Source organism: Micromonospora sp. HNM0581, assembly GCF_012726175.1.
Classification (GTDB): Bacteria; Actinomycetota; Actinomycetes; order Mycobacteriales; family Micromonosporaceae; genus Micromonospora.
In genome coordinates, this window is the sequence record NZ_JAASAD010000007.1 from 1 (window position 1) to 25382 (window position 25382).

At 69.8% G+C, this 25382-nt stretch carries 19 protein-coding genes and 2 rRNA genes; 17 read left to right on the forward strand and 4 right to left on the reverse strand.

Features of this window, described 5'->3' with window-relative positions:
- Nucleotides 1-256: ribosomal RNA gene (locus tag HCA58_RS11035) — 23S ribosomal RNA — on the forward strand; the annotation flags it as partial.
- Between the two features lie 103 nt (nucleotides 257-359).
- A 5S ribosomal RNA gene (gene rrf, locus HCA58_RS11040) occupies nucleotides 360-476 on the forward strand.
- Nucleotides 477-609: 133 nt separating this feature from the next.
- On the opposite strand, the gene HCA58_RS11045 is transcribed toward rrf, so the two are convergent.
- Nucleotides 610-1293, reverse strand: coding sequence for a hypothetical protein (locus tag HCA58_RS11045; RefSeq protein ID WP_169597703.1), 684 nt, complete (start codon nucleotides 1291-1293; stop codon nucleotides 610-612).
- 69 nt (nucleotides 1294-1362) lie between these two features.
- Between HCA58_RS11045 and HCA58_RS11050 the strand changes: the two genes are divergently transcribed.
- The 3 genes from HCA58_RS11050 to HCA58_RS11060 all read left to right on the forward strand — a co-directional run bounded on the left by HCA58_RS11050 (nucleotide 1363) and on the right by HCA58_RS11060 (nucleotide 5782).
- Nucleotides 1363-3981, forward strand: a complete 2619-nt coding sequence (locus tag HCA58_RS11050; RefSeq protein ID WP_169597704.1) for a valine--tRNA ligase — start codon at nucleotides 1363-1365, stop codon at nucleotides 3979-3981.
- Nucleotides 3982-4154: 173 nt separating this feature from the next.
- The gene (locus HCA58_RS11055) at nucleotides 4155-5426 is read left to right on the forward strand and encodes a folylpolyglutamate synthase/dihydrofolate synthase family protein (RefSeq protein ID WP_240956040.1); all 1272 of its coding nucleotides are present in this window, start codon (nucleotides 4155-4157) and stop codon (nucleotides 5424-5426) included.
- Nucleotides 5423-5782, forward strand: coding sequence for a DUF4233 domain-containing protein (locus tag HCA58_RS11060; protein ID WP_169597705.1), 360 nt, complete (start codon nucleotides 5423-5425; stop codon nucleotides 5780-5782). Before HCA58_RS11055 ends, HCA58_RS11060 begins: the two co-directional genes overlap by 4 nt.
- A gap of 45 nt (nucleotides 5783-5827) precedes the next feature.
- Here HCA58_RS11060 and HCA58_RS11065 read toward each other — a convergent pair whose 3' ends face one another.
- Nucleotides 5828-7291 carry a VOC family protein gene (locus HCA58_RS11065; RefSeq protein ID WP_169597706.1) on the reverse strand — a complete coding sequence of 488 codons (1464 nt, stop codon included), beginning with the start codon at nucleotides 7289-7291 and terminating at the stop codon, nucleotides 5828-5830.
- Between the two features lie 141 nt (nucleotides 7292-7432).
- Here HCA58_RS11065 and ndk point away from each other — a divergent pair, with 141 nt between their 5' ends.
- From ndk to HCA58_RS11085, 4 genes are all read left to right on the forward strand, one after another.
- Complete coding sequence (gene ndk / locus HCA58_RS11070; protein WP_169597707.1) at nucleotides 7433-7858, forward strand: nucleoside-diphosphate kinase; 426 nt, start codon at nucleotides 7433-7435, stop codon at nucleotides 7856-7858.
- 290 nt (nucleotides 7859-8148) lie between these two features.
- On the forward strand, nucleotides 8149-9699 hold the full coding sequence (locus tag HCA58_RS11075; protein ID WP_169597708.1) for an alkaline phosphatase D family protein: 1551 nt from the start codon (nucleotides 8149-8151) through the stop codon (nucleotides 9697-9699).
- 392 nt (nucleotides 9700-10091) lie between these two features.
- Nucleotides 10092-13298, forward strand: a complete 3207-nt coding sequence (gene ileS / locus HCA58_RS11080) for an isoleucine--tRNA ligase (RefSeq protein WP_169597891.1) — start codon at nucleotides 10092-10094, stop codon at nucleotides 13296-13298.
- A gap of 152 nt (nucleotides 13299-13450) precedes the next feature.
- Nucleotides 13451-14149, forward strand: a complete 699-nt coding sequence (locus HCA58_RS11085) for a lysophospholipid acyltransferase family protein (protein ID WP_169597709.1) — start codon at nucleotides 13451-13453, stop codon at nucleotides 14147-14149.
- An 18-nt stretch (nucleotides 14150-14167) separates the two neighbouring features.
- Here HCA58_RS11085 and HCA58_RS23500 read toward each other — a convergent pair whose 3' ends face one another.
- Complete coding sequence (locus tag HCA58_RS23500) at nucleotides 14168-15409, reverse strand: hypothetical protein (protein WP_240956022.1); 1242 nt, start codon at nucleotides 15407-15409, stop codon at nucleotides 14168-14170.
- A 120-nt stretch (nucleotides 15410-15529) separates the two neighbouring features.
- On the opposite strand from HCA58_RS23500, the gene HCA58_RS11095 reads away from it, so the two are divergent.
- The 8 genes from HCA58_RS11095 (at nucleotide 15530) to HCA58_RS11130 (ending at nucleotide 25081) form a co-directional block, all read left to right on the forward strand.
- Nucleotides 15530-17515: a TIGR03960 family B12-binding radical SAM protein gene (locus HCA58_RS11095; RefSeq protein ID WP_169597710.1), complete on the forward strand. Its 1986-nt coding sequence runs from the start codon at nucleotides 15530-15532 to the stop codon at nucleotides 17513-17515.
- Between the two features lie 99 nt (nucleotides 17516-17614).
- Complete coding sequence (locus HCA58_RS11100; RefSeq protein WP_169597893.1) at nucleotides 17615-18334, forward strand: TIGR03936 family radical SAM-associated protein; 720 nt, start codon at nucleotides 17615-17617, stop codon at nucleotides 18332-18334.
- Between the two features lie 130 nt (nucleotides 18335-18464).
- The gene (locus tag HCA58_RS11105; protein ID WP_169597711.1) at nucleotides 18465-21551 is read left to right on the forward strand and encodes an Rne/Rng family ribonuclease; all 3087 of its coding nucleotides are present in this window, start codon (nucleotides 18465-18467) and stop codon (nucleotides 21549-21551) included.
- Between the two features lie 273 nt (nucleotides 21552-21824).
- Complete coding sequence (gene rplU, locus HCA58_RS11110) at nucleotides 21825-22139, forward strand: 50S ribosomal protein L21 (RefSeq protein ID WP_169597712.1); 315 nt, start codon at nucleotides 21825-21827, stop codon at nucleotides 22137-22139.
- 11 nt (nucleotides 22140-22150) lie between these two features.
- A complete protein-coding gene (gene rpmA / locus HCA58_RS11115) occupies nucleotides 22151-22405 on the forward strand; it encodes a 50S ribosomal protein L27 (RefSeq protein ID WP_091197044.1) in 255 nt (84 codons plus the stop codon).
- 88 nt (nucleotides 22406-22493) lie between these two features.
- A complete protein-coding gene (gene obgE, locus HCA58_RS11120; protein ID WP_169597713.1) occupies nucleotides 22494-23945 on the forward strand; it encodes a GTPase ObgE in 1452 nt (483 codons plus the stop codon).
- A 70-nt stretch (nucleotides 23946-24015) separates the two neighbouring features.
- Nucleotides 24016-24465, forward strand: a complete 450-nt coding sequence (locus HCA58_RS11125) for a GNAT family N-acetyltransferase (RefSeq protein ID WP_169597714.1) — start codon at nucleotides 24016-24018, stop codon at nucleotides 24463-24465.
- Between the two features lie 232 nt (nucleotides 24466-24697).
- Nucleotides 24698-25081 carry a hypothetical protein gene (locus HCA58_RS11130; RefSeq protein WP_169597715.1) on the forward strand — a complete coding sequence of 128 codons (384 nt, stop codon included), beginning with the start codon at nucleotides 24698-24700 and terminating at the stop codon, nucleotides 25079-25081.
- 67 nt (nucleotides 25082-25148) lie between these two features.
- Here the strand turns inward: HCA58_RS11130 and HCA58_RS11135 are convergent, their stop codons facing one another.
- Nucleotides 25149-25367, reverse strand: coding sequence for a DUF397 domain-containing protein (locus HCA58_RS11135; RefSeq protein WP_093407559.1), 219 nt, complete (start codon nucleotides 25365-25367; stop codon nucleotides 25149-25151).
- Nucleotides 25368-25382: the final 15 nt, after the last annotated feature.

A 25382-nucleotide genomic window follows, 5' to 3' on the forward strand; every position in this document is an offset into this window, starting at 1 on the left:
TGTCCCTAGTACGAGAGGACCGGGACGGACGAACCTCTGGTGTGCCAGTTGTCCCGCCAGGGGCACGGCTGGTTAGCTACGTTCGGAAGGGATAACCGCTGAAAGCATCTAAGCGGGAAGCCTGCTTCAAGATGAGGTATCCCACCCACTTTTGTGGGGTAAGGCCCCCAGCTAGACGACTGGGTTGATAGGCCGGAAATGTAAGCCCGGTAACGGGTTCAGTTGACCGGTACTAATAGGCCGAGGACTTGACTATCAAAGGTTGCTACGCGTCCACTGTGTAACTCACAACAAACAAACAACATCCCGACAGGTACCAGTAGTGTTGGTGTTGGTGTTGTTTGACATGTTGATAAGGTTACGGCGGTCATGGCGGAGGGGAAACGCCCGGTCTCATTCCGAACCCGGAAGCTAAGCCCTCCAGCGCCGATGGTACTGCACCCGGGAGGGTGTGGGAGAGTAGGACACCGCCGGACATTCTTCCCGTTCAGGGCCACCCGCATGGGTGGCCCTGAACGCGTTCCCGAACAGTCCCCCAACCACCCAGCGATACCTCCACCGCAGGCGGCACAGGCGGCATCTGCGCGAGAACGCGGCCATGACGTCGGGTCAGTGGCGGGTCTGGACGTTCCCGCGAATCTGACGCAGTAGGCCGGCGGACTCGTCGACCGACCGGGCGGGGAACATGGCGAGCACTACGCTGCCGTGGTCGGCCCAGCCACAGACAGCGAAATCACCGCCCTCGCCCCCGGTGCTGCCACACTTCATCACGCCGCCCAGCGGTCCCGGTGACACGCTGCGGAGCCCGGACACTGCCGCGGTTTCGTCGGCCATCAGCTCGAACAAACTCTCCAAATCCCGTTCAGGCTGCCACAACAGAGTCGTCCCGCCGAAGATCAGCACCGATCGTCGGGTGTCGGCCGGATCCTGGTAGACGGCGCCGAAGCTGCTGTCCAGCGAGATGTCGGCGGAAAGCCCGCTGCGTAGGTAGTCGGCCGTGCCGGCAGCTCGATCGCTGCTGTCCAGGCGAAGACCGGCGACCTGTTCGGGGGTGGCGATCCGGGCGTCCTTCTGTTGCGCTATCCGCCAAGCCCAAGTGCCGAGCGTCCCCACCCCGACCAGCGCGACGACCGCCAGCGCGCCCAAGACCAGGCGTCGCCGTCGAAAGCCGGTGCGGGGCGGATCGTCGTCGTCGATCGGCTCGCGATCACCCAACTCGATCGGCTCGTCGGTCAACTCGACCGGCGAGTTGCCCTCGTCGAACCGGCGGGCGCTGAGATGTGCGTCGGACATAGCCGACACCGTACGCGAACGACTGGTGGCGCACGTCGGGTCCGTCGAAGCGCTCCGTAGACTTTCAGAGTGACCGAGAGACTGGATGCCCGACGCCCCGACGCCCCGACCCTCGCCGGCCAATACCAGCCGGGTGAGGTTGAGCAGCGACGGTACGAGCAGTGGGTAGCCGACGGTCGGTTCCAGGCCGCCGCGGACAGCGATCGGCAGCCCTTCACCATCGTCATTCCGCCGCCGAACGTGACCGGCTCGCTGCACATGGGTCATGCGCTCGACCACACCGTGCAGGACGCCCTGGTGCGGCGTAAGCGGATGCAGGGGTACGAGGCGCTCTGGCTGCCGGGCATGGACCACGCCGGTATCGCCACCCAGAACGTGGTGGAGCGGCAACTGGCCGCGCAGGGGCTTTCCCGCCACGACCTGGGCCGCGAGGAGTTCGTCGAGCGGGTGTGGCAGTGGAAGGCGGAGTCCGGGGGCGCGATCCTCGGCCAGATGCGCCGGCTCGGCGACTCAGTCGACTGGGACCGGGAACGCTTCACGATGGACGACGGCCTGTCGCGGGCCGTCCAGACCATGTTCAAGAAGCTGTACGACGACGGACTGATCTACCGGGCGAACCGGATCATCAACTGGTGTCCGCGTTGCCTGACCGCCCTGTCCGACATCGAGGTGGAGCACACCGACGACGACGGCGAACTGGTGTCGATCCGCTACAGCGAGGACGTGGTGGTGGCCACCACCCGGGCGGAGACGATGCTCGGTGACACGGCTGTCGCGGTGAACCCGGACGACGAACGGTACCGTCACCTGATCGGCACCGATGTCGAGCTGCCGTTGACCGGGCGGCGGATTCCCATCGTGGGGGACGCCCACGTCGATCCGTCGTTCGGCACCGGCATGGTGAAGGTGACCCCGGCGCACGATCCGAACGACTTCGAGATCGGGCAGCGGCACGATCTACCCAGCTTGACGATCATGGATGAGCGGGGGGTCATCACCGCGCACGGACCGTTCGAGGGCTTGGACCGGTTCGAGGCCCGTCCGGCGATCGTGGCCGCACTGCAGGCCGAGGGACGCATCGTCGCCGAGAAACGGCCGTACGTGCATGCCGTCGGTCACTGCTCCCGGTGCCGTACCACCGTCGAGCCCCGGCTGTCGCTGCAATGGTTCGTCAACACCTCGCCGTTGGCCAAGGCCGCCGGCGACGCGGTGCGAGACAGCCGGGTGCGCATCGAGCCGGCGGACCTGGCCAAGCGTTACTTCGCCTGGGTCGACAACATGCACGACTGGTGTATCTCCCGGCAGCTCTGGTGGGGCCACCGCATTCCCGTCTGGTACGGCCCGGCCGGCGAGGTGGTCTGCGTCGGCCCCGACGAGCAGCCGCCGACCGGCGAGGGCTGGCACCGGGACGAGGACGTGCTGGACACCTGGTTTTCCAGCGGCCTCTGGCCGTTCTCCACGCTGGGCTGGCCGGAGCACACCCCGGACCTGGCGAAGTTCTACCCGACGAGTGTGCTGGTCACCGGGTACGACATCTTGTTCTTCTGGGTTGCCCGGATGATGATGTTCGGCCTGTACGCGATGGACGGCCAGCCGCCGTTCGACGTGATCGCCCTGCACGGGATGGTTCGCGACGAGCACGGCAAGAAAATGTCCAAGTCGTTCGGCAATGTGGTCGACCCGTTGGATTGGATCGACAGGTATGGTGCCGACGCCACCCGATTCACGCTGGCTCGGGGCGCCAACCCCGGTGGGGACGTGCCGGTCAGCGAGGAGTGGTGCCAGGGTTCGCGCAACTTCTGCAACAAGCTCTGGAACGCCACCCGGTTCGCGCTGATCAACGGTGCGCACACCGAGGGTCCGATGCCGGCCGCCGGGCGGCTGTCCACCGTCGACCGGTGGATTCTGTCCCGGCTCGCCCAGGTCACCGCCGAGGTCGACGAGCAGTTCGAGGCGTACGAGTTCGCCAAGGTGTGTGACCTGCTGTACCACTTTGCCTGGGACGACGTCTGCGACTGGTACGTGGAGCTGAGCAAGCCGGTGCTGGCAGGTGGCGGCGAGCCGGCCGAGATCAGTCGTCGGGTGCTCGGTCATGTGCTGGACCAGTTGCTGCGGTTGCTGCACCCGGTGATCCCGTTCGTCACGGAGGAACTGTGGACGGCGCTGACCGGCGGGGAGACGGTGTTGACCGCGGCGTGGCCCACCGCCGATCGGGCGCTTGTCGACGACGCAGCCGAGACCGAGGTGGTCACCCTCCAGCGGGTGGTGACCGAGGTTCGCCGGTTCCGCTCCGATCAGGGTCTGCGTCCGACCCAGCGGGTCACGGCCCGGCTCGACGGGTTGTCCGGTGCCGGTGTGTCGGCGCACGAGCCACTGATCCGGTCGCTGGCCCGGCTGGAGCCAGCCGGCGCCGACTTCCAGGCCAGTGCGACCCTGGCCATGCCCGGTGGGGTGAGTGTCGCGTTGGACACCCGCGGTTCGATCGACGTTGCCGCCGAGCGGGCCCGATTGACCAAGGACCGCGCGGCGGCCGAGAAGGAGGCGGGGCAGGCCCGGACGAAGCTGGACAATCCAGCGTTCGTCGGGAAGGCCCCCGAACATGTCGTTGCCAAGATCCGCGAACGCTTGGCGGTTGCCGAGGCCGACCTGGCGCGCATCGACGCCGCCCTGGAGGCGCTTTCCTCGTGACTGACCCCGTCGAGCGTACCGATGACGTCCGTGCCGAACGGGCTATCGCCGCCAGCGAATCGACCGACCGTGCCCGTACCGCTGATCGCGCGGGTACGGAGCGCGGTGGGCGGGCGGATCGTGCCGCCTTCGCGCAGGTGGAGGCTGAGCTGGCCGCGCGTGGCTTCACCCGGATGGTCTTCGAGCTGGACCGCATCTCGTCCCTGCTGGATCTGTTGGGTAGCCCGCAGCGGGCGTATCCGTCGATCCACCTGACCGGCACCAACGGCAAGACCTCCACCGCCCGCATGATCGACTCGTTGTTGCGTTCCTTCGGGCTGCACACGGGGCGGTACACCAGCCCGCACCTGGAGACGGTGCGGGAGCGGATCAGCCTGGATGGCGAGCCGGTGGACGAGGCCCGGTTCACCGCTGTCTACCAGGAGGTGAAACCGCTCGCCGGACTGGTCGACGACCGTCACGCCGAGCCGCTCACCTACTTCGACATGACCACCGCGCTGGCCTTCGCGGCCTTCGCCGACGCTCCCGTGGACGTGGCTGTGGTGGAGGTGGGGCTCGGTGGGGCCGAGGACGCCACGAACGTGATCCAGGCGGGAGTGTGTGTCCTGACCCCGATCGGGCTCGACCACACCGAGTGGCTCGGTGACACGCTCCAGGACATCGCGGTGGCCAAGGCCGGCATCATCCATCCCGGTGCCACGGTCGTCTGCGCCGCGCAGGAGGAAGAGGCGGCCCGGCCGATCCTGCAGCGCTGCGCGGAGGTGGGTGCGACAGTGGCCCGGGAGGGCTCGGAGTTCGGCGTACTGCGTCGGGCCGTGGCGGTCGGTGGTCAGGTGCTCACCCTGCAGGGGTTGGGTGGGGTGTACGAGGAGGTGTTCGTCCCGCTGCACGGCGCGCACCAGGCGCAGAACGCGGCGCTGGCGCTGGCGGCTGTCGAGGCTTTCCTCGGTGCGGGTGCCCGCCGGCAGCTCGACGTGGAGACGGTGCGGGAGGGCTTCGCCACCGCCAGCTCCCCGGGGCGGCTGGAGCGGGTACGGACCGCGCCGACGATTCTGCTCGACGGCGCGCACAATCCGCAGGGGATGGCGGCCACGGTCACCGCGGTGCAGGAGGAGTTCGCGTTCAGCAAGCTGGTCGCCGTCGTGGGGACGCTGGCAGACAAGGACGCCACGAGCATGCTGGAACTCCTGGAGCCGGTGGTCGACCAGCTTGTGGTGACCCGGAACAGTTCGCCCCGCGCTCTGCCGGCCAAGGAACTGGCCGCGCTGGCTGCGGAGGTGTTCGGCCCCGACCGGGTCGAGGTGGCCGAGGAGATGCCCGACGCCATCGAGGCGGCGGTGGCGTTGGCCGAGGAGGACGTGCCCGGTGAGCTTTCCGGCGTCGGGGTGCTCATCACCGGCTCCGTGGTGACGGTCGCCGACGCGCGCCGGCTGTTGAAGCGATGACCGGCGACCGCCAGCCCCGCCGGTCGGGTCTGCGCGACCCGCAGCGGGCGGTACGCGGGCTGGGTGCGGCAACCCTCGCCTTGGAGGCGCTGGTGTTGCTGTTGGCGATCCAGCCGATCCGGGCGGTCGGCGCTGACCTCGGTGGTGCCGCCATCGGTGTGGTCGTTTCACTGGCTGTGGTCGCCGCCGTGCTCGCTGGCCTGATGCGCCGTCCCTGGGCCTGGCACGCCGGCACCGTGCTGCAGGGGCTGCTGTTGCTGTCCGGTCTGCTGCACTGGTCGCTGTTCGTGCTGGGCGTGATGTTCGCGCTGGTGTGGGCATACGCGCTGCACGTGCGCCGGGTGATCCTGGGCTGACCACCGCTGCCGACGACGGTCGGGCCCCGGGTGCCCGGGTGGGTGTCACGCCTCGGCGAGTTCGCGCCACTGGGTCAGTGCGATGCCGTGTCCGTCGGGGTCGCGGAACGCCGCCGCCCAGACCTCCAGCTTGCTGCCCCGGTTGACGACCCTGGGTGGGTAGGTGAATCGGACCCCGGAGCCGCGTAGCCGTTCGTACGCCGACTGGATGTCGTCCACGTCGAGGTTGACGTGCACCAGTCGGCGGCTGATCGGTTGCGCACCGGTCATCTCGCGTAGCACCAGGCGGGTCGCCCCCGAGGAGAGGACGGCGTTCGTGGCCCCCCTGTCGACCTCGGTGAAGCCGAGCCGGTCCCGGTAGAACTCCAGGGAGCGGGGCAGCTCGGTCACCAGCAGGGTGATGCCCACTCCGCTGATCGGGGCCACCGGGTCGACGACGTCCGGGTCGAAGCCGAAGATCGCCTCGTCCAGTTCGTCCGCGGCGATGGTCGTCGTCCCGTCGGCGGTCGGACCCGCCTGGTCGTCGGCGTTCGGGTGGCTTGTCGCGCTGGTGTGGTTGGCGGCCGTCGGATGCGTTGCCGGACCGTCGAGCGGTAGGTCGAGCGGGTCCAGGGGATCGGTCAGGTCGGTGGGCGGCTGCCCGGATCGCTCCGTGGGGGTCGGTGGGACCATCGGCGCGGCCGGTTCGTCTCCGGGGGTGGCCACGGCCGGGGCGAGCGGTTCGTCGGTGAACCGTTCCTCGGCCGGCATCCGTTGGGCGGGGGTGGCACGGCGGGGAAGTTGCTGCTGGTCGGAGCGTTCGACGACGGTTCCCTCCAGCACGACCGGGCTGCCCGCACGTTGGCGGACCCGCACCATTTCGTGGTGCTGTTCGACGTGCTTCATCGTCTCTACGGTGTCGTGCGGTCGATCGTCCGAAGGACCGCCGGACGGACCGTCAGGTGGGTCGCCGGCAGGATCGTGGAAGTCGTCCTCCGGAGCGCGACTGGCCCACGGCGGTGCCTCCTGCCCGATCAGTACCTCGTCCGACGGCACCGGGGCGAATTCGGCGGGCAGGTCGGCGGGGCTGCCGGCCTCGGTGTGGGTGAGTACCTCGTCCCAGAGCACCCGGACGTGTCGCGGGTCGTCCAGCGCCACCCGAATCGGTAGGGTCTGCCCGAGTGACGGCCATTTCGACACCGGAACCCGAGGCTCGATGATCTTCTTTGAGCGGGGCGGTAGCCCGGGAGCGTCGATCACCAGTTGAAGTTCGCAGCGCCCGAAGGCGTACTGGGTCGGTGGTTCGGAGGCACTGTGCACGTGGCCGGCGCCGACGACCCAGGTGCGCCCGCCGCCGCGTACGGTGGCCAGCGCGATTGCCAGGGCCAGTAGGGCGGCACCGAGCGCGACGATGGCCCAGCTGGTCATGCCCAGGCCGAAGAGGATCACGAAGGCCGCCACGGTGCCCAGCACCGCGGCGATCAACTTGCGTACCGGTGCGATGGGCCGGTTGACGCCACCATTCGCCACAGTGGACCTCCCGAGGGTCAGGGCCAGGCTAGGCCGGATCAGGGGCCGGGGAAAGGCCGACCACCGCGCCGGCGCCGGGACCGGGTCGCTAGGCTGACCGTACCCAGCCCGACCGGCTTCCGCTCTGAGGAGGAACCCAGCGTGTCCAGCAGCAGCCCGAGCGAGCGTACGCTCGTCCTGATCAAGCCCGACGCGGTCCGCCGAGGGCTGGTGGGCGAGATCGTCACCCGGTTCGAGCGTAAGGGGCTGCGGATCGACGCGATGGCTTCCCGGACGATGGACGCCGCGCTTGCCGACGAGCACTACGCCGAGCACGTCGACAAGCCGTTCTACCCGCCGCTGAAGGCGTTCATGACCGGTGGCCCGTTGGTCGCGCTGGTGCTCTCCGGTGACGAGGTCATCGAGGTGGTGCGCGGTCTGATCGGCGCCACCGACGGGCGCAGGGCCACCGCCGGCACCATCCGCGGCGACCTGTCCCTGTCCAACCGGGAAAACCTGGTGCACGCCTCCGACTCGGCCGACAGCGCCAAGCGTGAGCTGGCGCTCTGGTTCCCCGAGCTGGACTGAGCCAGCTGGGCGGCTCGGACCGCCCAGCTGGCTGATGTCGGTGATCCGACCGGCGGCCGGACCGAGGATGGCCGCGTACGAGTCACCCGTCGCAGTGACCACCACGGCCGCCGGCTGACCGTTGAGTGTGGTGAACGGCCAGCACTTGCTTTGCACGTCGTGCGTGATCCCCGGGGCGGCATGTGACGCCGGTCATGCACCGTTTCGTCGGCGGCCACCCCGGCAGCCGTCGGCGGCCACGTCCGCCCGGTAGACCGAAACGGTCAGTCTCCCCCCATTCAGGAGGAACGATGACCGAACTCGACCGACGTACGTTGCTGCGGGCCGGCCTGGTCGCCGGCGCCGGAGTGGCCGGCGGGGCGCTGCTGGGCGGACCGGGTGCGCTCGCCGGGCCAGTATGGCGTCCGGCCGGGCGGCCGACGCTGACGCACGGCGTGCAGAGCGGCGCAGCCACCGCCGACTCGGCGGTGCTCTGGACCCGGGCCGACCGCCCGGGGCGGATGATGGTTGAGGTGTCCCGCCGGCCCGACCTGCGGGGTGCCCGTCGCATCCGTGGGCCGGTTCTGACCCCGGACACCGACTTCACCGGCAAGGTGCGGCTGCGCGGGCTGCCCGGGGCCGAACGGCTGCACTACCGGGTGCAGGTGGAGAGCCTGGACCGGCCGGGTCTGGTCAGCGCCCCGTCGACCGGCTCGCTCACCACTGCCCCGCTACCGCACCAGCGGCGCGACGTGCGGTTCGTCTGGACCGGGGACATCGCTGGTCAGGGTTGGGGCATCGCACCGGAGTTCGGCGGGATGGAGATCTTCCGGTCGATGCGGGCGTGCCGGCCGCACTTCTTCCTGTGCAGCGGTGACACGGTGTACGCCGACAACCCGCTCGCCGAGACGGTGACACTGCCCGACGGCCGGGTGTGGCGCAATCTGATCGTCCCGGAGAAGCTCAAGGTCGCCGAGTCGCTGGCCGAGTTCCGTGGGCAGTTCGCCTACAACCTGCTCGACGAGCACCTGCGGGCGTTCGTCGCGGAGGTGCCCCAGGTCAACCAGTGGGACGACCATGAAGTGACGAACAACTGGTATCCGGGCGAGGTGCTGACCGACAGCCGCTACACCGAGCGCCGGGTGGACGTACTTGCCGCACGGGCCCGGCGGGCCTTCGACGAGTGGCTGCCCACACCACCGCGCGGACCGCGCTACCGACAGTTGTCGTACGGTCCGTTGCTGGACCTTTTCGTGCTGGACATGCGCACCTACAAGGACCCCAACGACGGCAACACCTACGCTGACCCGAGTCGGGGTCTGCTCGGTGCCGAGCAGCGGGCCTGGCTCATCCGGGAGCTGACCCGTTCCCGGGCCACCTGGAAGGTGATCGCGATCGACCTGCCGCTGGGGCTGGTGGTGCCCGACGGTGCGGGCGCGCAGGAGGGGGTGGCGCAGGGCGACCCGGGTGCGCCGGTCGGGCGGGAGTTGGAGTTCGCGCAGGTGCTCGGTGCGGTGCACCGGGCGGGGGTGACCGGGCTCGTCTTCCTCACCGCGGACGTGCACTACACGGCCGCGCACCACTACGACCCGGCGCGGGCAGCGGTCGCCGACTTCACCCCGTTCTGGGAGTTCGTCTCCGGGCCGGCGCACGCCGGTGCCTTCGGCCCCAACGCGCTGGACGGGACCTTCGGCCCGAAGGCCGTGTTCGTCAACGCCCCGCCGCGGGCGAACACGTCGCCGGCAGAGGGTTTCCAACACTTCGGCGAGGTCCAGATCGACGCCGGGACGAGAGCCCTCACCGTCCACCTCCGCGACCGGGCTGGGCGTTCCCTCTGGACCACCACCCTCCCTGCCCCGTGACCACCCGGCTCCTCCGACTCCGCCGGCCGTGCGGGGGCGGTCGTCCGACTGCACCGACAGGTGTTCCGTCGGGTGCCACCCCTGTGTGGTCGGCGGCTGGCGGGTCCGAATGGTTATCGGGGAGGAGCGGCGGGGGTGGGGTAGGTATCATCGGCGGGCAGGGCGACGATCCGGCTATCACCGGGGAGCTTCCGGAAGAACGGCCGGGCGACCGGCTCAGTAGAACCGGACGGGGCGGCCCGTCATCGCCGACCAATGAGCGGGCGGTCGAACCTTGACCGTCAAGCGGGGTGGTACCGCGGGCCCGGCCCGGCGCGCTGGTGACGGCGTATCGGAGCGGCTCGTCCTCGCAGACCCACAGGACAGTGAGTGTCAGCGAGGAGCTACAGGCGATGGCCTATCCGTTGCACGACCCGACCGCCGGCGGCGTACCGGCGAGCCCGGACCTGCCCGCGGTCGAGCGTCGGGTCCTTGAGCACTGGACGGCCGACAAGACCTTCGAGGCGTCCGTCGATGCCCGCCCGCCCGGTGAGCAGGGGAAGAACGAGTACGTCTTCTACGACGGCCCGCCGTTCGCCAACGGCCTGCCCCACTACGGCCACCTGTTCACCGGGTACGTCAAGGACGTGGTGCCGCGTTACCACACGATGCGCGGCCGGCGGGTGGAGCGGCGCTTCGGCTGGGACTGCCACGGCCTGCCGGCCGAGGTGGTCGCCGAGAAGCAGCTCGGCATCACCAGCAAGGCGGAGATCCTCGACCTCGGGGTGGCCCGCTTCAACGAGGCGTGCCGCGCCTCGGTGCTGGAGTTCACCCACGACTGGGAGCGCTACGTCACCCGCCAGGCCCGCTGGGTCGACTTCGCCAACGACTACAAGACCCTCGACCTGGACTACATGGAGAGCGTGATGTGGGCCTTCAAGACCCTGCACGACAAGGGTCTGGTCTACGAGGGCTTCCGGGTGCTGGCGTACTGCTGGCGGTGCGAGACGCCGCTGTCGAACACCGAGACCCGGATGGACGACGTCTACCGTGACCGGCATGATCCGACACTGTCGGTGTGGTTCGAGTTGAGCGCAGACGGCTCCGCGCCGGAGCTGCTGCGTGGTCCGGTGCGGCTCGGTGTCTGGACCACCACGCCGTGGACCCTGCCGTCGAACCTGGCGCTCGCCGTCGGCCCGGACATCGAGTACGCGGTGCTGGAGCGCGACGGGGACCGCTACCTGGTGGGTGCGGCCCGGCTGGGCGCCTACGCCAAGGAACTCGACGGATACCACCAGGTCGGTACGGTGCGCGGTGCGGACCTGGTGGGACGGCGCTACACCCCGCTGTTCGACTTCCTGGCCGACCGGGCCGGGCCGAACGCATACCAGGTGCTCGGGGCGGAGTTCGTGACCACCGAGGACGGTACCGGGATCGTCCACCTGGCGCCTGCCTTCGGTGAGGACGACCAGAACGTCTGCAACGCGGCCGGTATCCCGACCATCGTCACGGTCGATGACCACACGCGGTTCACCGCGCTCGTGCCGCCGTTCGAGGGCGAGCAGGTCTTCGACGTGAACAAGCCGGTGATCCGCCAGCTCAAGGAGCGGGGGGTGGTGCTCAAGCAGGACACCTACACCCACTCGTACCCGCACTGCTGGCGCTGTGACACGCCGCTCGTCTACAAGGCGGTGTCGTCGTGGTTCGTGGCGGTCAGCAAATTCAAGGACCGGATGGTCGAGCTGAACCAGCAGATCAACTGGACGCCGGGGCACATCAAGGACGGCTCGTTCGGCAAGTGGCTGGCCAACGCCCGGGACTGGTCGATCAGCCGGAACCGGTTCTGGGGCTCGCCCATCCCGGTGTGGAAGTCCGACGACCCGAACTACCCACGGGTCGACGTGTACGGCTCGCTGGCCGAGTTGGAGCGTGACTTCGGCGAGCTTGCGACCCGCAACGGCGTGCTCAGCGGCGGACGGCTGACGGATCTGCACCGGCCGGTGGTGGACGAGCTGGTCCGTCCCAACCCGGACGACCCGACCGGCAGGTCGATGATGCGCCGGGTACCGGAGGTGCTTGACTGCTGGTTCGAGTCCGGTTCGATGCCGTTCGCCCAGGTGCACTACCCGTTCGAGAACCGTGACTGGTTCGAGCACCACTACCCGGGTGACTTCATCGTCGAGTACATCGGGCAGACCCGGGGTTGGTTCTACACCATGCACGTGCTGGCCACCGCGTTGTTCGACCGGCCGGCGTTCCGCAACTGCCTGAGCCACGGCATCCTGCTCGGCTCCGACGGGCGCAAGATGTCCAAGAGTCTGCGCAACTACCCGGACGTCTACCATGTCTTCGACTCGTACGGCTCGGACGCGATGCGCTGGATGCTGATGTCCTCGCCGGTGCTGCGCGGCGGGGACATGCCGGTGACCGAAGCGAGTGTGCGCGACGCCGTCCGGCAGGTGCTGCTGCCGTTGTGGAACGTCTGGTACTTCTTCTCGCTCTACGCGAACGCCGACTCGTACACGGCGAAGCGGAGGACCGGCGCGGTGCCGACCGGTGGTGGCGACGCCGCCGGAGACCTGCTCGACCGGTACGTGCTGGCGAAGACGCACGAGCTGGTGTCGACGGTCGGTGCGCAGATGGACGCGTACGACATCTCGGGTGCCTGCGCCACGGTCCGGTCCTACCTGGACGCGCTCACCAACTGGTATGTGCGTCGTTCCCGGGACCGCTTCTGGGCCGGCGACGCGGATGCGTTCGACACGCTGTGGACCGTGTTGGAGACGCTCTGCCGGGTGGTGGCACCGCTGGCGCCGCTCACCGCGGAGGAGATCTGGCGCGGGCTGACCGGTGGGCGGTCGGTGCACCTGACCGACTGGCCGGTGGCCGAGGAGTTCCCGGTCGACCACGAGCTGGTCGCCGCGATGGACGCGGTACGGGCGGTTGCCTCCGCGACGCTGTCGCTGCGCAAGGCCAAGGGGCTGCGGGTGCGGCTGCCGCTGTCGAAGCTGACCGTGGCCAGCCCGGCGGCCGGGCAGCTGCGGCCATTCGCGGACCTGCTCGCCGACGAGGTGAACGTCAAGGAGGTCGACGTCACCGACGAGGTGTCGGCGTACTGCCGCCAGGTGTTGACGGTGGTGCCTCGGGCGCTCGGGCCCCGGGTCGGCAAGCAGGTGCAGCAGGTGATCAAGGCGGTCAAGGCGGGGGAGTGGGAGCTGGTCGACGGTGCTCCGGTGGCTGCCGGGGTCACCCTCGCCGACGGCGAGTACGAGCTGCGTCTGATCGCCGCGGACGCCGAGCACTCGGCGCCGCTGCCCGGCGGTGAGGGGGTGGTGGTGCTGGACGTCACGGTCACCGCCGAGCTTGCCGCCGAGGGGCTGGCCCGGGACTTCGTCCGGGTCGTACAGCAGGCACGGCGGGACGCCGACCTCGACGTGTCCGACCGGATCGTGGTGACGGCGGCGGGCGGCGACGAGGTCCGGGCGGCGGTGGCCGGGTACCGCGACTTCGTGGCCCGGGAGGTACTGGCCGACAGGGTCGATTTCACCGACGAGGTCGACGGGTTCGGGGGCGAGGTCGGTGAGGGGGTGCCCGTGAGGGTGGTCGTGCGTCGCGTTTGAGCTGTCCGGCGGGGCCCTTCCGACTGGAAGGGCCCCGCTTGCCTGGTGCCCCGTACCCAGTCAGCGGACGGGCCCGACCTCACGCGTGCTGTCGTGCGGCGGTCCGCTACGGTGACACCGCCTCTTACCTCACTCGATCCGCCGGAGGACCAGTGCCGCTGCTCTACACCATCGGCAAGCTCACCGTAGGGCCGGCGATGCGGCTGGCGTTCCGTCCGACGGTGGAGGGGCTGGAGCACATCCCGGACAAGGGCGGAGCGATTTTCGCCGGCAACCATCTGTCGGTGGCCGATGAGCTGTTCCTCGGCACGGTGGTTCCCCGGCACCTGGCCTTCTGGGCCAAGTCCGAGTACTTCACGGGCACCGGACTGAAGGGCCGTTTCTCCAAGTTCGTGCTCACCGGTCTCGGCGCGATCCCGGTGGAGCGGGCTGGTGGCCGTGCCGCGCTGGCCGCGTTCGATGCCGCTGTTCCGGCGCTCAGGGGCGGTGACCTGGTGGTCGTCTACCCGGAAGGCACCCGTTCGCCGGACGGGCGCCTGTACCGTGGGCGTACCGGGGCGGTCCGGCTCGCCATCGCGGCCGGGGTGCCGATCATCCCGGTGGGGATGATCGGCACCGAGAAGGTGCAGCCGATCGGTGCCCGGATGCCGCGCCCCTTCACCGGGAAGATCACCATCAGGTTCGGCAAGCCGCTCGACTTCACCGGCCGGTCGGACGACCGGGTGTCGCTCCGGCACTTGACCGACGAGATGATGGGTGAGATCCAGAAGCTCACCGGCCAGGAGTACGTTCCCCGCTACGCGCCGCCGCGGGCCCAGCCGCAGATCACCGGCGAGGCCGACGGCCGTTGAGCGCCGCCGTCGGCGCGGTCAGCCGTCGCTGGTGACGATCTGATCCCGAAGGGTGCCCAGCAGCCGGGAGCTGTCCGCTACGGAGAGTCCGGTGAAGACACCTGTGGTGATGCTGCCGTGGTCGACCGAGGTGCACACCACCGCACCGACACCGTCGACGCGTCCCACCGCGCAGCGCTCGTGGCGACCCCGGACACCGGTTTCGAGGGTCTGCTTGTCGCTGAGTGCGTACTGCTCGGTGAGGCGATCGATCTCGGCGTCGGCGTCCGCCGACGGGGTGAACCGGAAACCGGTGCCGCCGAAGACGGTGACCCGTTTGCCGTTGCCCGTGTGGTAGATCCCGGCGAAGGTGTCCTCGGCGAGCCAGTGCGACTGGCGCATCTGGGTCTCGAGTAGCTGCGCGTCGCGGGTGCTGGACGGATCTTCCCGTAGGCGTAGGTCGGCCACCTGCTGCGGCAGTGCCGCTTGCGCCGGGTACTGGCTGGCCATCGGCATGCCGTAGTAGGCGGGGCAACCGCAGCAGCAGGCCAGGGTCAGCAGCAGCAGCCACGGCCAGCGGCGACGTTTGCGGACCGGCACCGCGACGTACCCTGCGGGCGGTTGCCAGCCTGGTGGTGGGGCGACCGGTCCGGCTTTCTTTGTGCTCCGTTGGCTGCCGTGCGCCGGTGGTACTGGCGGGCCGGCGGGAATGGGCGGATAGGGACCGGGGGGCGGTGGCTGCTGCGGCGGCGGCGTGGCAGCAGACCTCGGCGCAACGGGCGAGACCGGGGCCGGGGAGATCTGCGGTGACGGGACCCGAGGCCCGTCGTACGGCCGGGTCGGCGGCGGGTTCGGGTAGGACAGTGTCGGCGGGACGGCGGGGAAGTCGGTGGAGGGTAGGTCCCAACCGCTGGTGTCGACGCCGGCCCACGGGTCGACTGGTGTCTGGTGCTCGGGCTGCGCCACCGGTGAGCCGGGCGGTGGGGTGGGCTCGGCCGACTCGCCCCAGCTGCTTGGTTGCGGTGCTGCCGGCGGTACCGGTGCCGAGCCGCTCCAGCGCGGTGTGTCCGGCTCGGGTGTCGACTCGGGTAGCTTCCGGGTGCCTTGTGGGCCGACCTGCGACTCGGCCGGCCCCGATGGCGGCTGGCTGTCGTCGGAGGCGGTCTGGGTGGGCGGCCCGTCGGTGGGTAGTTCGTGGGTGACCGCCGGCTCCCCGTCCCGGTGTTGCTCCGGACGGCTCCCGTCGACCGGCCGGTCGGCTCCCGGCTGCGGCTCCGGCATCGCGGCAATCTCCTCTCGCGCCGGTCCGAGGTTAGTACCGGGGTGCCACCGCGACGGACTCGGGATGGTCGACCGGGTGTGGGCGGCCCGGTGGTGGGCGGGCGCGTACGCTTGGGCATCATGAGCGTCCCGTCCACCTCTGCGCGTCCCGTCGTGGCCAACTCGGTGTGGCCCCGGTTGGAGCCGCTGCTACCCCAGGTGACCAAGCCCATCCAGTACGTCGGCGGCGAGCTGGGCGCGGTGGTCAAGGAGTGGGACGCGGCGACCGTACGGTGGGCGCTGATGTATCCGGACGCGTACGAGGTGGGGCTGCCCAACCAGGGTGTACAGATCCTCTACGAGGTGCTCAACGAGCTGCCGGACGCCCTCGCCGAACGGACGTACGCGGTCTGGCCGGATCTGGAGAGGCTGATGCGTGCCCACGGCGTGCCGCAGTTCACCGTCGATGCGCACCGACCGGTCGGTGACTTCGACCTGTTCGGTGTCTCGTTCGCCACCGAGTTGGGCTACACCAATCTGCTTACCGCCATCGACCTGGCCGGCATTCCGCTACTCGCCGCCGACCGTACCGACGCCGACCCGGTGGTGGTGGCCGGTGGGCATGCCGCGTTCAACCCCGAGCCCATCGCCGACTTCGTCGACGCCGCAGTGCTCGGCGATGGCGAGGAGGCGGTCCTGGAGATCACCGGGATCGTCCGTGAGTGGAAGGTCGAGGGCTGCCCGGGGGGCCGGGACGAACTGTTGCTGCGGCTGGCCCGCACCGAGAGCGTCTACGTGCCGCGCTTCTACGACGTCGACTATCTGCCGGACGGCCGGATCCAGCGGGTCGTGCCGAATCGGGCGGACGTACCGTTCCGGGTGCACAAGCGCACGACGATGGACCTGGACGCCTGGCCGTACCCGAAGAAGCCACTCGTTCCGTTGGCCGAGACGGTGCACGAGCGGTACGCCGTGGAGATTTTTCGGGGTTGCACCCGGGGCTGCCGGTTCTGCCAGGCCGGGATGATCACTCGCCCGGTTCGGGAGCGTTCGATCACCACGGTGGGGCAGATGGTGCAGCAGGGGCTGGAGTTCTCCGGCTTCCACGAGGTGGGCCTGTTGTCGCTCTCGTCGGCCGACCATTCCGAGATCGGTGACATGTGCTCCGGCCTGGCCGAGCAGTACCAGGGCACGAACGTCTCGCTCTCGTTGCCGTCGACGCGGGTGGACGCGTTCAACATCGAGCTGGCACAGGAACTTTCCCGCAACGGCCGCCGGACCGGTCTGACCTTCGCCCCCGAGGGCGGGTCGGAGCGGATCCGTAAGGTGATCAACAAGATGGTGTCGAAGGAAGACCTCATCCGCACCGTGGTCACCGCGTACACGAACGGCTGGCGGCAGGTGAAGCTCTACTTCATGTGCGGTCTGCCCACCGAGACGGATGCCGACGTCCTGGAGATCGCCGACATGGCGCACGAGGTCATCCGCGCCGGTCGGGCGGCCACCGGCTCGAAGGACATCCGGTGCACCGTGTCGATCGGCGGGTTCGTGCCCAAGCCGCACACCCCGTTCCAGTGGGCGGCGATGCAGCGCCCGGAGGTGATCGATCACCGGCTCAAGCTGCTCAAGCAGGCGATCAACGCCGACCGTTCGCTTGGCCGCGCGATCGGTTACCGCTACCACGACGGCGAGCCGTCGCTGGTCGAGGGCCTGTTGTCCCGCGGTGACCGGCGGATCGGTGCGGTGATCCGTCGGGTCTGGGAGAACGGAGGCCGGTTCGATGGTTGGAGCGAGCACTTCTCCTACCAGCGCTGGGTGGAGGCGGCAGCCGAGGTGCTGCCTGGTTTCGGGGTCGACCTCGACTGGTACACCATCCGGGAGCGTGACGAACTGGAGGTCCTGCCCTGGGACCATCTGGACTCGGGCCTGGACAAGGACTGGCTCTGGCAGGACTGGCAGGACGCGCTCGGCGAGTACGAGCAGGACGACTGCCGGTGGACGCCCTGTTTCGACTGCGGCGTCTGCCCGGCGATGGACACCGAGATCCAGATCGGCCCGACCGGCCGGAAGCTACTGCCGTTGACCCCGGTCAACGGGCTGAAGCTGTCCGCCGGTGCCCAGCAGTAGTCAGGGTGCTACGGCTGGGGTACGACATCGAGGAGTACGACGATCAGTAGGAAACCACAGCCTGAGGGCGGCCAGGCGCCGGTCGTCCAGCGCGTCCGGATCCGGTACGCCAAGCGTGGCCCGCTGCGGTTCACCTCGCATCGGGACTTCGCCCGAGCCTTCGAGCGGGCGCTGCGCCGGGCCGGTGTGCCGGTAGCCTTCTCTCAGGGCTTCACCCCGCACCCGAAGATTTCGTACGCCAGCGCGGCGCCGACCGGGGTGGCGAGCGAGGCGGAGTACCTGGAGATCGGTCTACGCGAGCCGGTCGATCCGGAGCAGCTGCGGTTGGCGCTGGACACGGCGCTCTCGCCCGGCCTCGACGTGCTCGACGCGGTGGTGGCCGACGGGGCGAGCCTGCCCGACCGGATCGAGGCGTCCCGCTGGCGGATCGAGTTGCCGCAGGTGGATCCCGATGTGCTGGTCAGGGCGGTGACCGTCTTCGCCGCCGCGGACGAGGTGCTCGTGGAGCGGATGACCAAGCAGGGGCGGCGAACTTTCGACGCGCGTACGGCAGTCATCAGCATCGATGTCGATGTGGTGTCGCCGACGCCTTCCGGGGACTCGGCCGTACCGTGTGCGATACTCGAACTGGTCGTGCGGCAGGTCACCCCGTCCGTACGGCCCGATGACGTCCTTTCCGGCTTGCGCGTGGTGGCCGGCCTGGAACCGCCGGTAGCCCCGAAGGTGATCCGGCTGGCTCAGGGCACGCTGACCGCGCAGGGTGTGATCGTGGATCCGCTGGACGCGGACCGCGACGGGGCAACCATCGGCGGGCGCTGACCGACGGTCGGCGTCCAGGCAGGCAGACTTCGCCGGCGCGCACCTTGTGCGCCCGGGGAAACACCTTTTGCGGCAACCCTGCGTGGCAGCGCTCACCCGCGCCCGGGGACGCCAGAACTGGAGAACGTCCATGCTCGAGAACGAGCCCGAGGGCAGCGAACATGCCGGCAACGAGCCGGCAGTCGAGACCACCGACGACCACACCGCCGAGACGACCGGATCGCCCCCTGCGCAGGTCGCAGTCGGGTCCGGCCTGGTCGCTGATCCGCCACAGGAGATCCCCGGTGCGGTGAGCGGTACCGCCGACCTGGGTGGCGCGTCGGCCGCGGAGGCGACCCCCCGCCGTCGGGCGACCCGCCGCAGAGCCACCCCGGTCAGTCGGCCGGAGCAGACGGACGCGCCGGTTCAGGCGCCCGGTGTCGCGCCTTCGGGCAGTGGGGAGTCACCCCAGGCCGAAGTGTTCGCACCGGTCTCGGGTGACCTCGACCCCGCTGTCAAGACCCCCCGGCGTCGCCGTAAGGCGACGACCGGGCAGAAGGCCGTCGAGGAGCCGTTGACCGTGGCCGAGGCGGAGGCCGTCGACAGCGACGTGGTGCCGCCGGTCAAGGTGACCCGTACCCGTCGCCGAAAGTCCGCCGCTGCCGGGTCGGCGACCGACGCCACGATCGAACCGCCCACCGACACCGAGTCGCCCACCGGCACCGAGTCGCCCACCGGCACCGAGTCGGCCTCGCCCGTGGCCGATGCCGAGGCTACTGCGGCGGCCGGCACCGACTTCGGCTCCGCCGCGTTGCCCGCCGAGGGCGCCGCCGACCCGGTGCAACCGGCCGGGCGCATCGGTTCGGAGAACGCCGAAGCACCGGCGGGGTCGGAGACGGCGCCGACCGGATCCGAGGGCCGATCTCGTCGTCGTAAGGCTGCGCTCACCGCGCCGACGGTGCTGTTCATGGCTCCCGAAGAGATGGTGGCCGCCCGCGCGGCCGCCGCGCAGTCCGCCGAGGAGGGGCCCGCCGAGGAGCCGGGCGAGTCGTCCCGGCGGCGGCGCCGGGGCCGGCGAGAGGTCGAGCCGGTGGTGGCGACCGAGGCCGAGGAGGAGGAGCCGGCCGCAGCGGCTGAGGAGATCGCCGAGGAGGAGGACGACGAGGAGGCTGCGGGCGGCCGGCGTCGTCGCCGTCGCGGCCGCCGGGGCCGGGGCCGGGGCAAGGGCGGCGCCGAAGACGGCGAGGAGACCGAGGAGACCGAGGCAGCGGAGGCTGTCCACGTCGAGGCCGAGGCGGACGAGAGCGAGGCCGAGGCGGAGCCCGAGTCCGACGAGAGCGACGAGGCCGAGGGTGACGGGACGACCCGTCGGCGGCGTCGGCGGCGTCGGCGTGGGGCCGGTGACGCCGCGGACGCCGCCGACGACGGTGTGCCCACCGTGGTGAAGATCAGAGAGCCGCGTCGGACGGTCGACGAGGTGCAGGGCGTCTCCGGCTCGACCCGGTTGGAGGCCAAGCGGCAGCGCCGTCGGGACGGCCGTGAGCAGCGCCGGACCCGCCCGCCGATCCTCAGCGAGTCGGAGTTCCTGGCCCGCCGTGAGGCGGTCGACCGGGTGATGGCTGTGCGTCAACGCGGCGACCGCACCCAGATCGCGGTGCTGGAGGACGGTGTCCTGGTCGAGCACTACGTCACCCGCAGCTCCGCCGGCACGATGGCCGGCAACGTCTACCTCGGCAAGGTACAGAACGTGCTGCCGAGCATGGAGGCCGCGTTCGTCGACATCGGCCGGGGACGCAACGCGGTCCTGTACGCCGGTGAGGTCAACTGGGACACCACCGGCCTGGAGGGAAGGGCGCGTTCGATCGAGCAGGCCCTCAGATCCGGTGATTCGGTGCTGGTGCAGGTCACCAAGGATCCGATCGGGCACAAGGGGGCCCGGTTGACGAGTCACGTCGCACTATCCGGCCGGCATCTGGTCTACGTACCTGGCGGCAACGCCTCAGGGATCAGTCGTAAGCTGCCGGACACCGAACGTAAGCGGCTCCGTGACGTGTTGAAGAAGCTCGTGCCCGACGGTGCCGGGGTGATCGTCCGCACCGCCGCCGAGGGCGCCAGTGAGGACGAGTTGGCCCGGGACGTCAAGCGGCTTCAGGCGCAGTGGGAGGACATTCAGGCGAAGGCCGCCGAGGGCGGAGCGCCGGTACTCCTCTATCAGGAGCCCGACCTCGTGATCCGGGTGGTCCGTGACCTGTTCAACGAGGACTTTCGCGAGTTGGTCATGGAGGGCGACCAGGCGTTCGACATGGTCGAGTCGTACCTGTCGCACGTGTCGCCGGACCTTGTGGCGCGGTTGCGCCGGCACGCGGGCACCACGGACGTCTTCGCCGAGTACCGCATCGACGAGCAGATCCTCAAGGGCCTCGATCGCAAGGTCTTCCTGCCCTCCGGTGGCCATCTGGTGATCGACCGGACCGAGGCGATGACGGTGGTCGACGTGAACACCGGTAAGTACACAGGTGCCGGGGGTAACCTGGAGGAGACGGTCACCCGCAACAACCTGGAGGCAGCCGAGGAGATCGTCCGGCAGTTGCGGCTGCGGGACATCGGCGGGATCGTGGTGATCGACTTCATCGACATGGTGTTGGAGTCGAACCGGGAACTGGTGCTGCGTCGGCTGACCGAGTGCCTGGGCCGGGATCGCACCAAGCACCAGGTCACCGAGATCACCTCGTTGGGTCTGGTGCAGATGACCCGTAAGCGGATCGGTGCCGGGCTGCTGGAGGCCTTCAGCGAGACCTGCGAGTGCTGCAAGGGCCGGGGTCTGGTCATCCACACCGAGCCGGTGCCGGAGAAACCGCGTTCCGGCGGTGGGGAGAAGGTCAAGGCCGTCGCCTCGACGGGTGCCCCGTCGGTCGAGCAGGCCGGCGGCTCGTCTCGGCGACGTGCGCGCAAGGGTGCCGCGGCGGCGGAACGGACCGTGGTGGAGATCACCGAAACCGGAACCGCCGACACCGCCGACGCCGACTTCCATGACACCATGGGTTACGACCTCTCTCGCTACGAGACGGAGATTCCGGCAGCGTCAGCTGCCGCCGACACCCAGCGGAGCGAGTCGGCGCGGCTCGCCGCTCCGGACGACCCGGACGCGCTCGGCGACACCGACGAGGAGGACGGTGGCGACAACGGCGGCCGGCGTCGGTCCCGCCGTTCAGGCACGCGTCGGCGTACCCGGCCGTAGCGGTGTCAGGTTGGTCGAAGGGCCAGTGCGGAACCGTCATCGGATCATTCGGCGGCACGCCGTCGACCGGTCGCGGTAGCGTCCCGACAGCCACTGCGCCCGCTGACCGGCCCGGCCCGGTTTGGGTCCCGGCCCCGGGATGGCGTACGCTAACCTGCGGCGCACTTTGGTGTGCCAATGTTCCCGTGTGCCCGCGCCGCCGTGCTTCTGCTACCCGGCGAGCCGCCGTGGGAACGACCGCCAGCAGCCTCAACGACAGGGAGTCCGCCTCCGATGTACGCGATCGTCAAGACCGGCGGCAAGCAGTACAAGGTCGCCGAAGGCGACGTGATCGAGGTCGAGAAGCTCACCGGTGTCCCCGGTGACGCGGTGAAGCTCGCCGCGGTGCTCCTCGTCGACGGTGACGACCTGGTGACCGACGCGGCGAAGCTTGCTCAGGTCGAGGTGTCCGGTGAGATCGCCGCGCACACCAAGGGCCCGAAGATCCGGATCCACAAGTTCAAGAACAAGACCGGCTACCACAAGCGCCAGGGTCACCGCCAGCCGTTGACCCAGGTCAAGGTGACCGGCATCTCCAGCGGGAAGTAGGTCGTCCTCGAATGGCTCACAAAAAGGGTGCGTCCAGCTCGCGTAACGGTCGCGACTCTGCGGCTCAGCGACTCGGCGTGAAGCGCTTCGGTGGTCAGGTCGTCAGCGCGGGTGAGATCCTCATCCGTCAGCGTGGCACCAAGTTCCACCCCGGTGACCTGGTCGGCCGCGGCGGAGACGACACGCTCTTCGCGCTGGCCGCCGGTGCGGTGCAGTTCGGTACCAGGCGCGGTCGAAAGACCGTCAGCATCGTGCCGCAGCAGTAGCTGTCCGGCGTAAGCGGGCCGTGGACCTGATGTCCCGGCCCGCTTCGCCTTTTCTCGCGCAGGGTCGCCCTGCTGGAAGGATTACGTCGTGACGACGTTCGTTGACCGGGTCGTCCTGCATCTGCAGGCCGGCGACGGTGGGCACGGCTGTGTCTCGATCCACCGGGAGAAGTTCAAGCCGTTCGGCGGCCCGGACGGGGGCAACGGCGGGCACGGCGGCAGCGTCTCCCTGGTGGTCGATCCGCAGGTGCACACGCTGCTCGACTTTCACTTCCGCCCGCACGTGAAGGCGGAGAACGGGCGGGGTGGCGCGGGCTCGAACCGCGACGGCGGCAACGGTAGCGACCTGATACTCAAGGTGCCCGACGGCACGGTGGTGCAGACCAGCGACGGCACCGTGTTGGCCGACATGGTCGGTGCCGGCACCACCTTCGAGGTGGCCCGGGGTGGACGCGGCGGTCGGGGCAACGCGTCGCTCGCCAACTCGCGTCGCAAGGCACCCGGTTTCGCTGAGCTGGGCGAGCCGGGTGAGCAGCTGGACGTGGTGCTGGAACTCAAGAGCGTGGCCGACGTCGGCCTGGTCGGTTTCCCGTCGGCCGGGAAGTCGTCGCTCATCTCGGTCATCTCCGCAGCCAAACCCAAGATCGCCGATTATCCGTTCACCACTCTGGTGCCGAATCTCGGCGTGGTACGGCTCGACAACCACACCTTCACCGTGGCCGACGTACCCGGGCTGATCCCGGGTGCTGCCACTGGCAGGGGGCTGGGGTTGGAGTTCCTCCGACACGTCGAGCGTTGCGCCGTGTTGGTGCACGTCATCGACACCGCCACCCTGGAGCCGGGGCGGGATCCGTTGGCCGACATCGACACCATCGAGGCGGAGCTGACCGAGTACGGCGGGTTGGCGGACCGGCCCCGGCTGGTCGCGCTGAACAAGGTCGACGTGCCGGACGGCCGGGACCTCGCCGAGATCGTCCGCCCCGACCTGGAAGCACGTGGTCTGCGGGTCTTCGAGGTCTCCGCAGCCACCAGGGAAGGGCTGAAGGAACTCACGTACGCGATGGCCGAACTCGTGGAACAGTCGCGGGTGGCGGCACCGCCTGCCGAACCGACGCGGATCGTGATCCGGCCGAAGGCGGTCGACGACGCCGGCTTCACCATCGAGGCCGAGGACGATGGCTCGTACACCGTGCACGGTGTCCGCCCGCAGCGTTGGGTGCGTCAGACGAACTTCGACAACGACGAAGCGGTCGGTTACCTCGCCGATCGGCTGGCCCGTCTCGGCGTCGAGGAGCAACTGGCCAAGGCGGGTGCTCGACCCGGGGACCTGGTTCGCATCGGTGAACGGGAGTTCGACTGGCAACCCACCCTCTACGCCGGGGCCGAGTTCGTTCCGGGTGCCCGGGGCCGGGACGTCCGGTTGGAGGAGAAGCCGACTCGGGCCAGCGCTGCCGAGCGGCTGGCAGCCCGCAAGGCGCGCCGGCAGCGGCCAGTGGACGAGGTCGAGCCGGTGACCGCCGACGGGAATGACGCCGAATAGCTCGACGCGCTCCGAAATAGGGACAACTGTTGGAAACCTGCGCGAAATGCGGTCCCTTTAACGTGGAGTGATGTTGATCGAGTTCCGCCCGCCGGCGGATCCGGAGGTCGCCGCACTGGCTGCGGCCGGGCAGCGTGAGCTGCGTGAGACCACCGGCGGCGCTGCCGGGCGGGATATCGATACGGACAGTGACGCCTGCTGGCTTGCGGTCGTACTCGCCGGCCGGGCGGTGGCGTATGGCGGAATCCGTGTCCGGGACGATGACACCGGCGAGTTGAGGCAGCTGTACGTGCGGCCCGCGTATCGACGCCGCGGTATCGCCCGGCAACTGGTCGCCGCGCTGGAGGAGCTGGCATATCAGCGAGGGCACTCAATGATCCGGGTGGGGACCGGGCCGCACCTGTCGGCGGCGGTGGCCCTCTTCCGGGCCTGCGGTTACGAGCCGACGTCAGGCGACGGAAGCCCCGATGGTGGGCTGTGTCGGACCGGCTTCGTCAAGCGACTGCCGGTGCCGGCCTGAGCCTGCGATCGCGTGCGGTGGCACGGACAGCCGGTTGATGCCACCGGGGATCCTGCGGCGGTACTGTGCGGTCGTCGCAGACCGGCCCTTGCTGGCCCCTCCCAGAGCCGGAGGAGCCTGGTTCCCTGGAACCGGCGGCGGTGTCGACCTGCCGGCGGTCATCCGGCCGCCGCGCCTGACCGGTCGGTTGACGCGTCGTCGGTCAGGGTTCGGCGTGCCACGGGGAGGACGGATGCGGGACAACCGTGCGGCGTACTGGCGACACTGGAAGGTCGGAGCGGATGGCGGGGACGGGCCACCTCTGGTGGCGCCCCCGAGCCGGCCGCCCCGGCCTCATCGTCATTTCACGGTGCACCTCGGCTTCACCGCCGCCGATCTGGCCGCCGCACGTGAGGTGGCCGTCGGGTATGCGGAGGCGTTGAGCGTGCTCCGGCCCGAGCTGGCCCTCGGCGCCTGCGCGTTGTCCCCGGCCGATGCCTGGCAGCGGGCAGAGCGACTGTTCTGTGGTGCCATCGGTCCGGACGCCGAACGTTGTGTCGACGTGGCCGGCCACGCCGGCTTCCACCACGCCCCCGGCCCGGGTGGCCTCGGCTGGGGTGACGGTGACTGCGGCTAGTGCGGTGGCCAGGGAAGACACCGGTCGTCCTCCAACTCGGCGCGACCCGGGACACCGCACCCCGCGCTCAGTCCAGGTCGAACTCGCCGTCCTGGGCGCCCGCGACGAAGGCGTCCCACTCGGCCTGGGTGAACACCAGCACCGGGCCGTCCGGTTCGGCCGAGTTGCGCATGCCGATGAGATCGTCGACGAAGGCGACCTCCACGGCGGCCTCCGAGGTGTCGCCCTCGGCCCGTTGCCAGACCGCCCGGGAGAGGTCGAAGTCACCCTTGGGGTGCGCTGTCATGGTCACGTCCTCCAG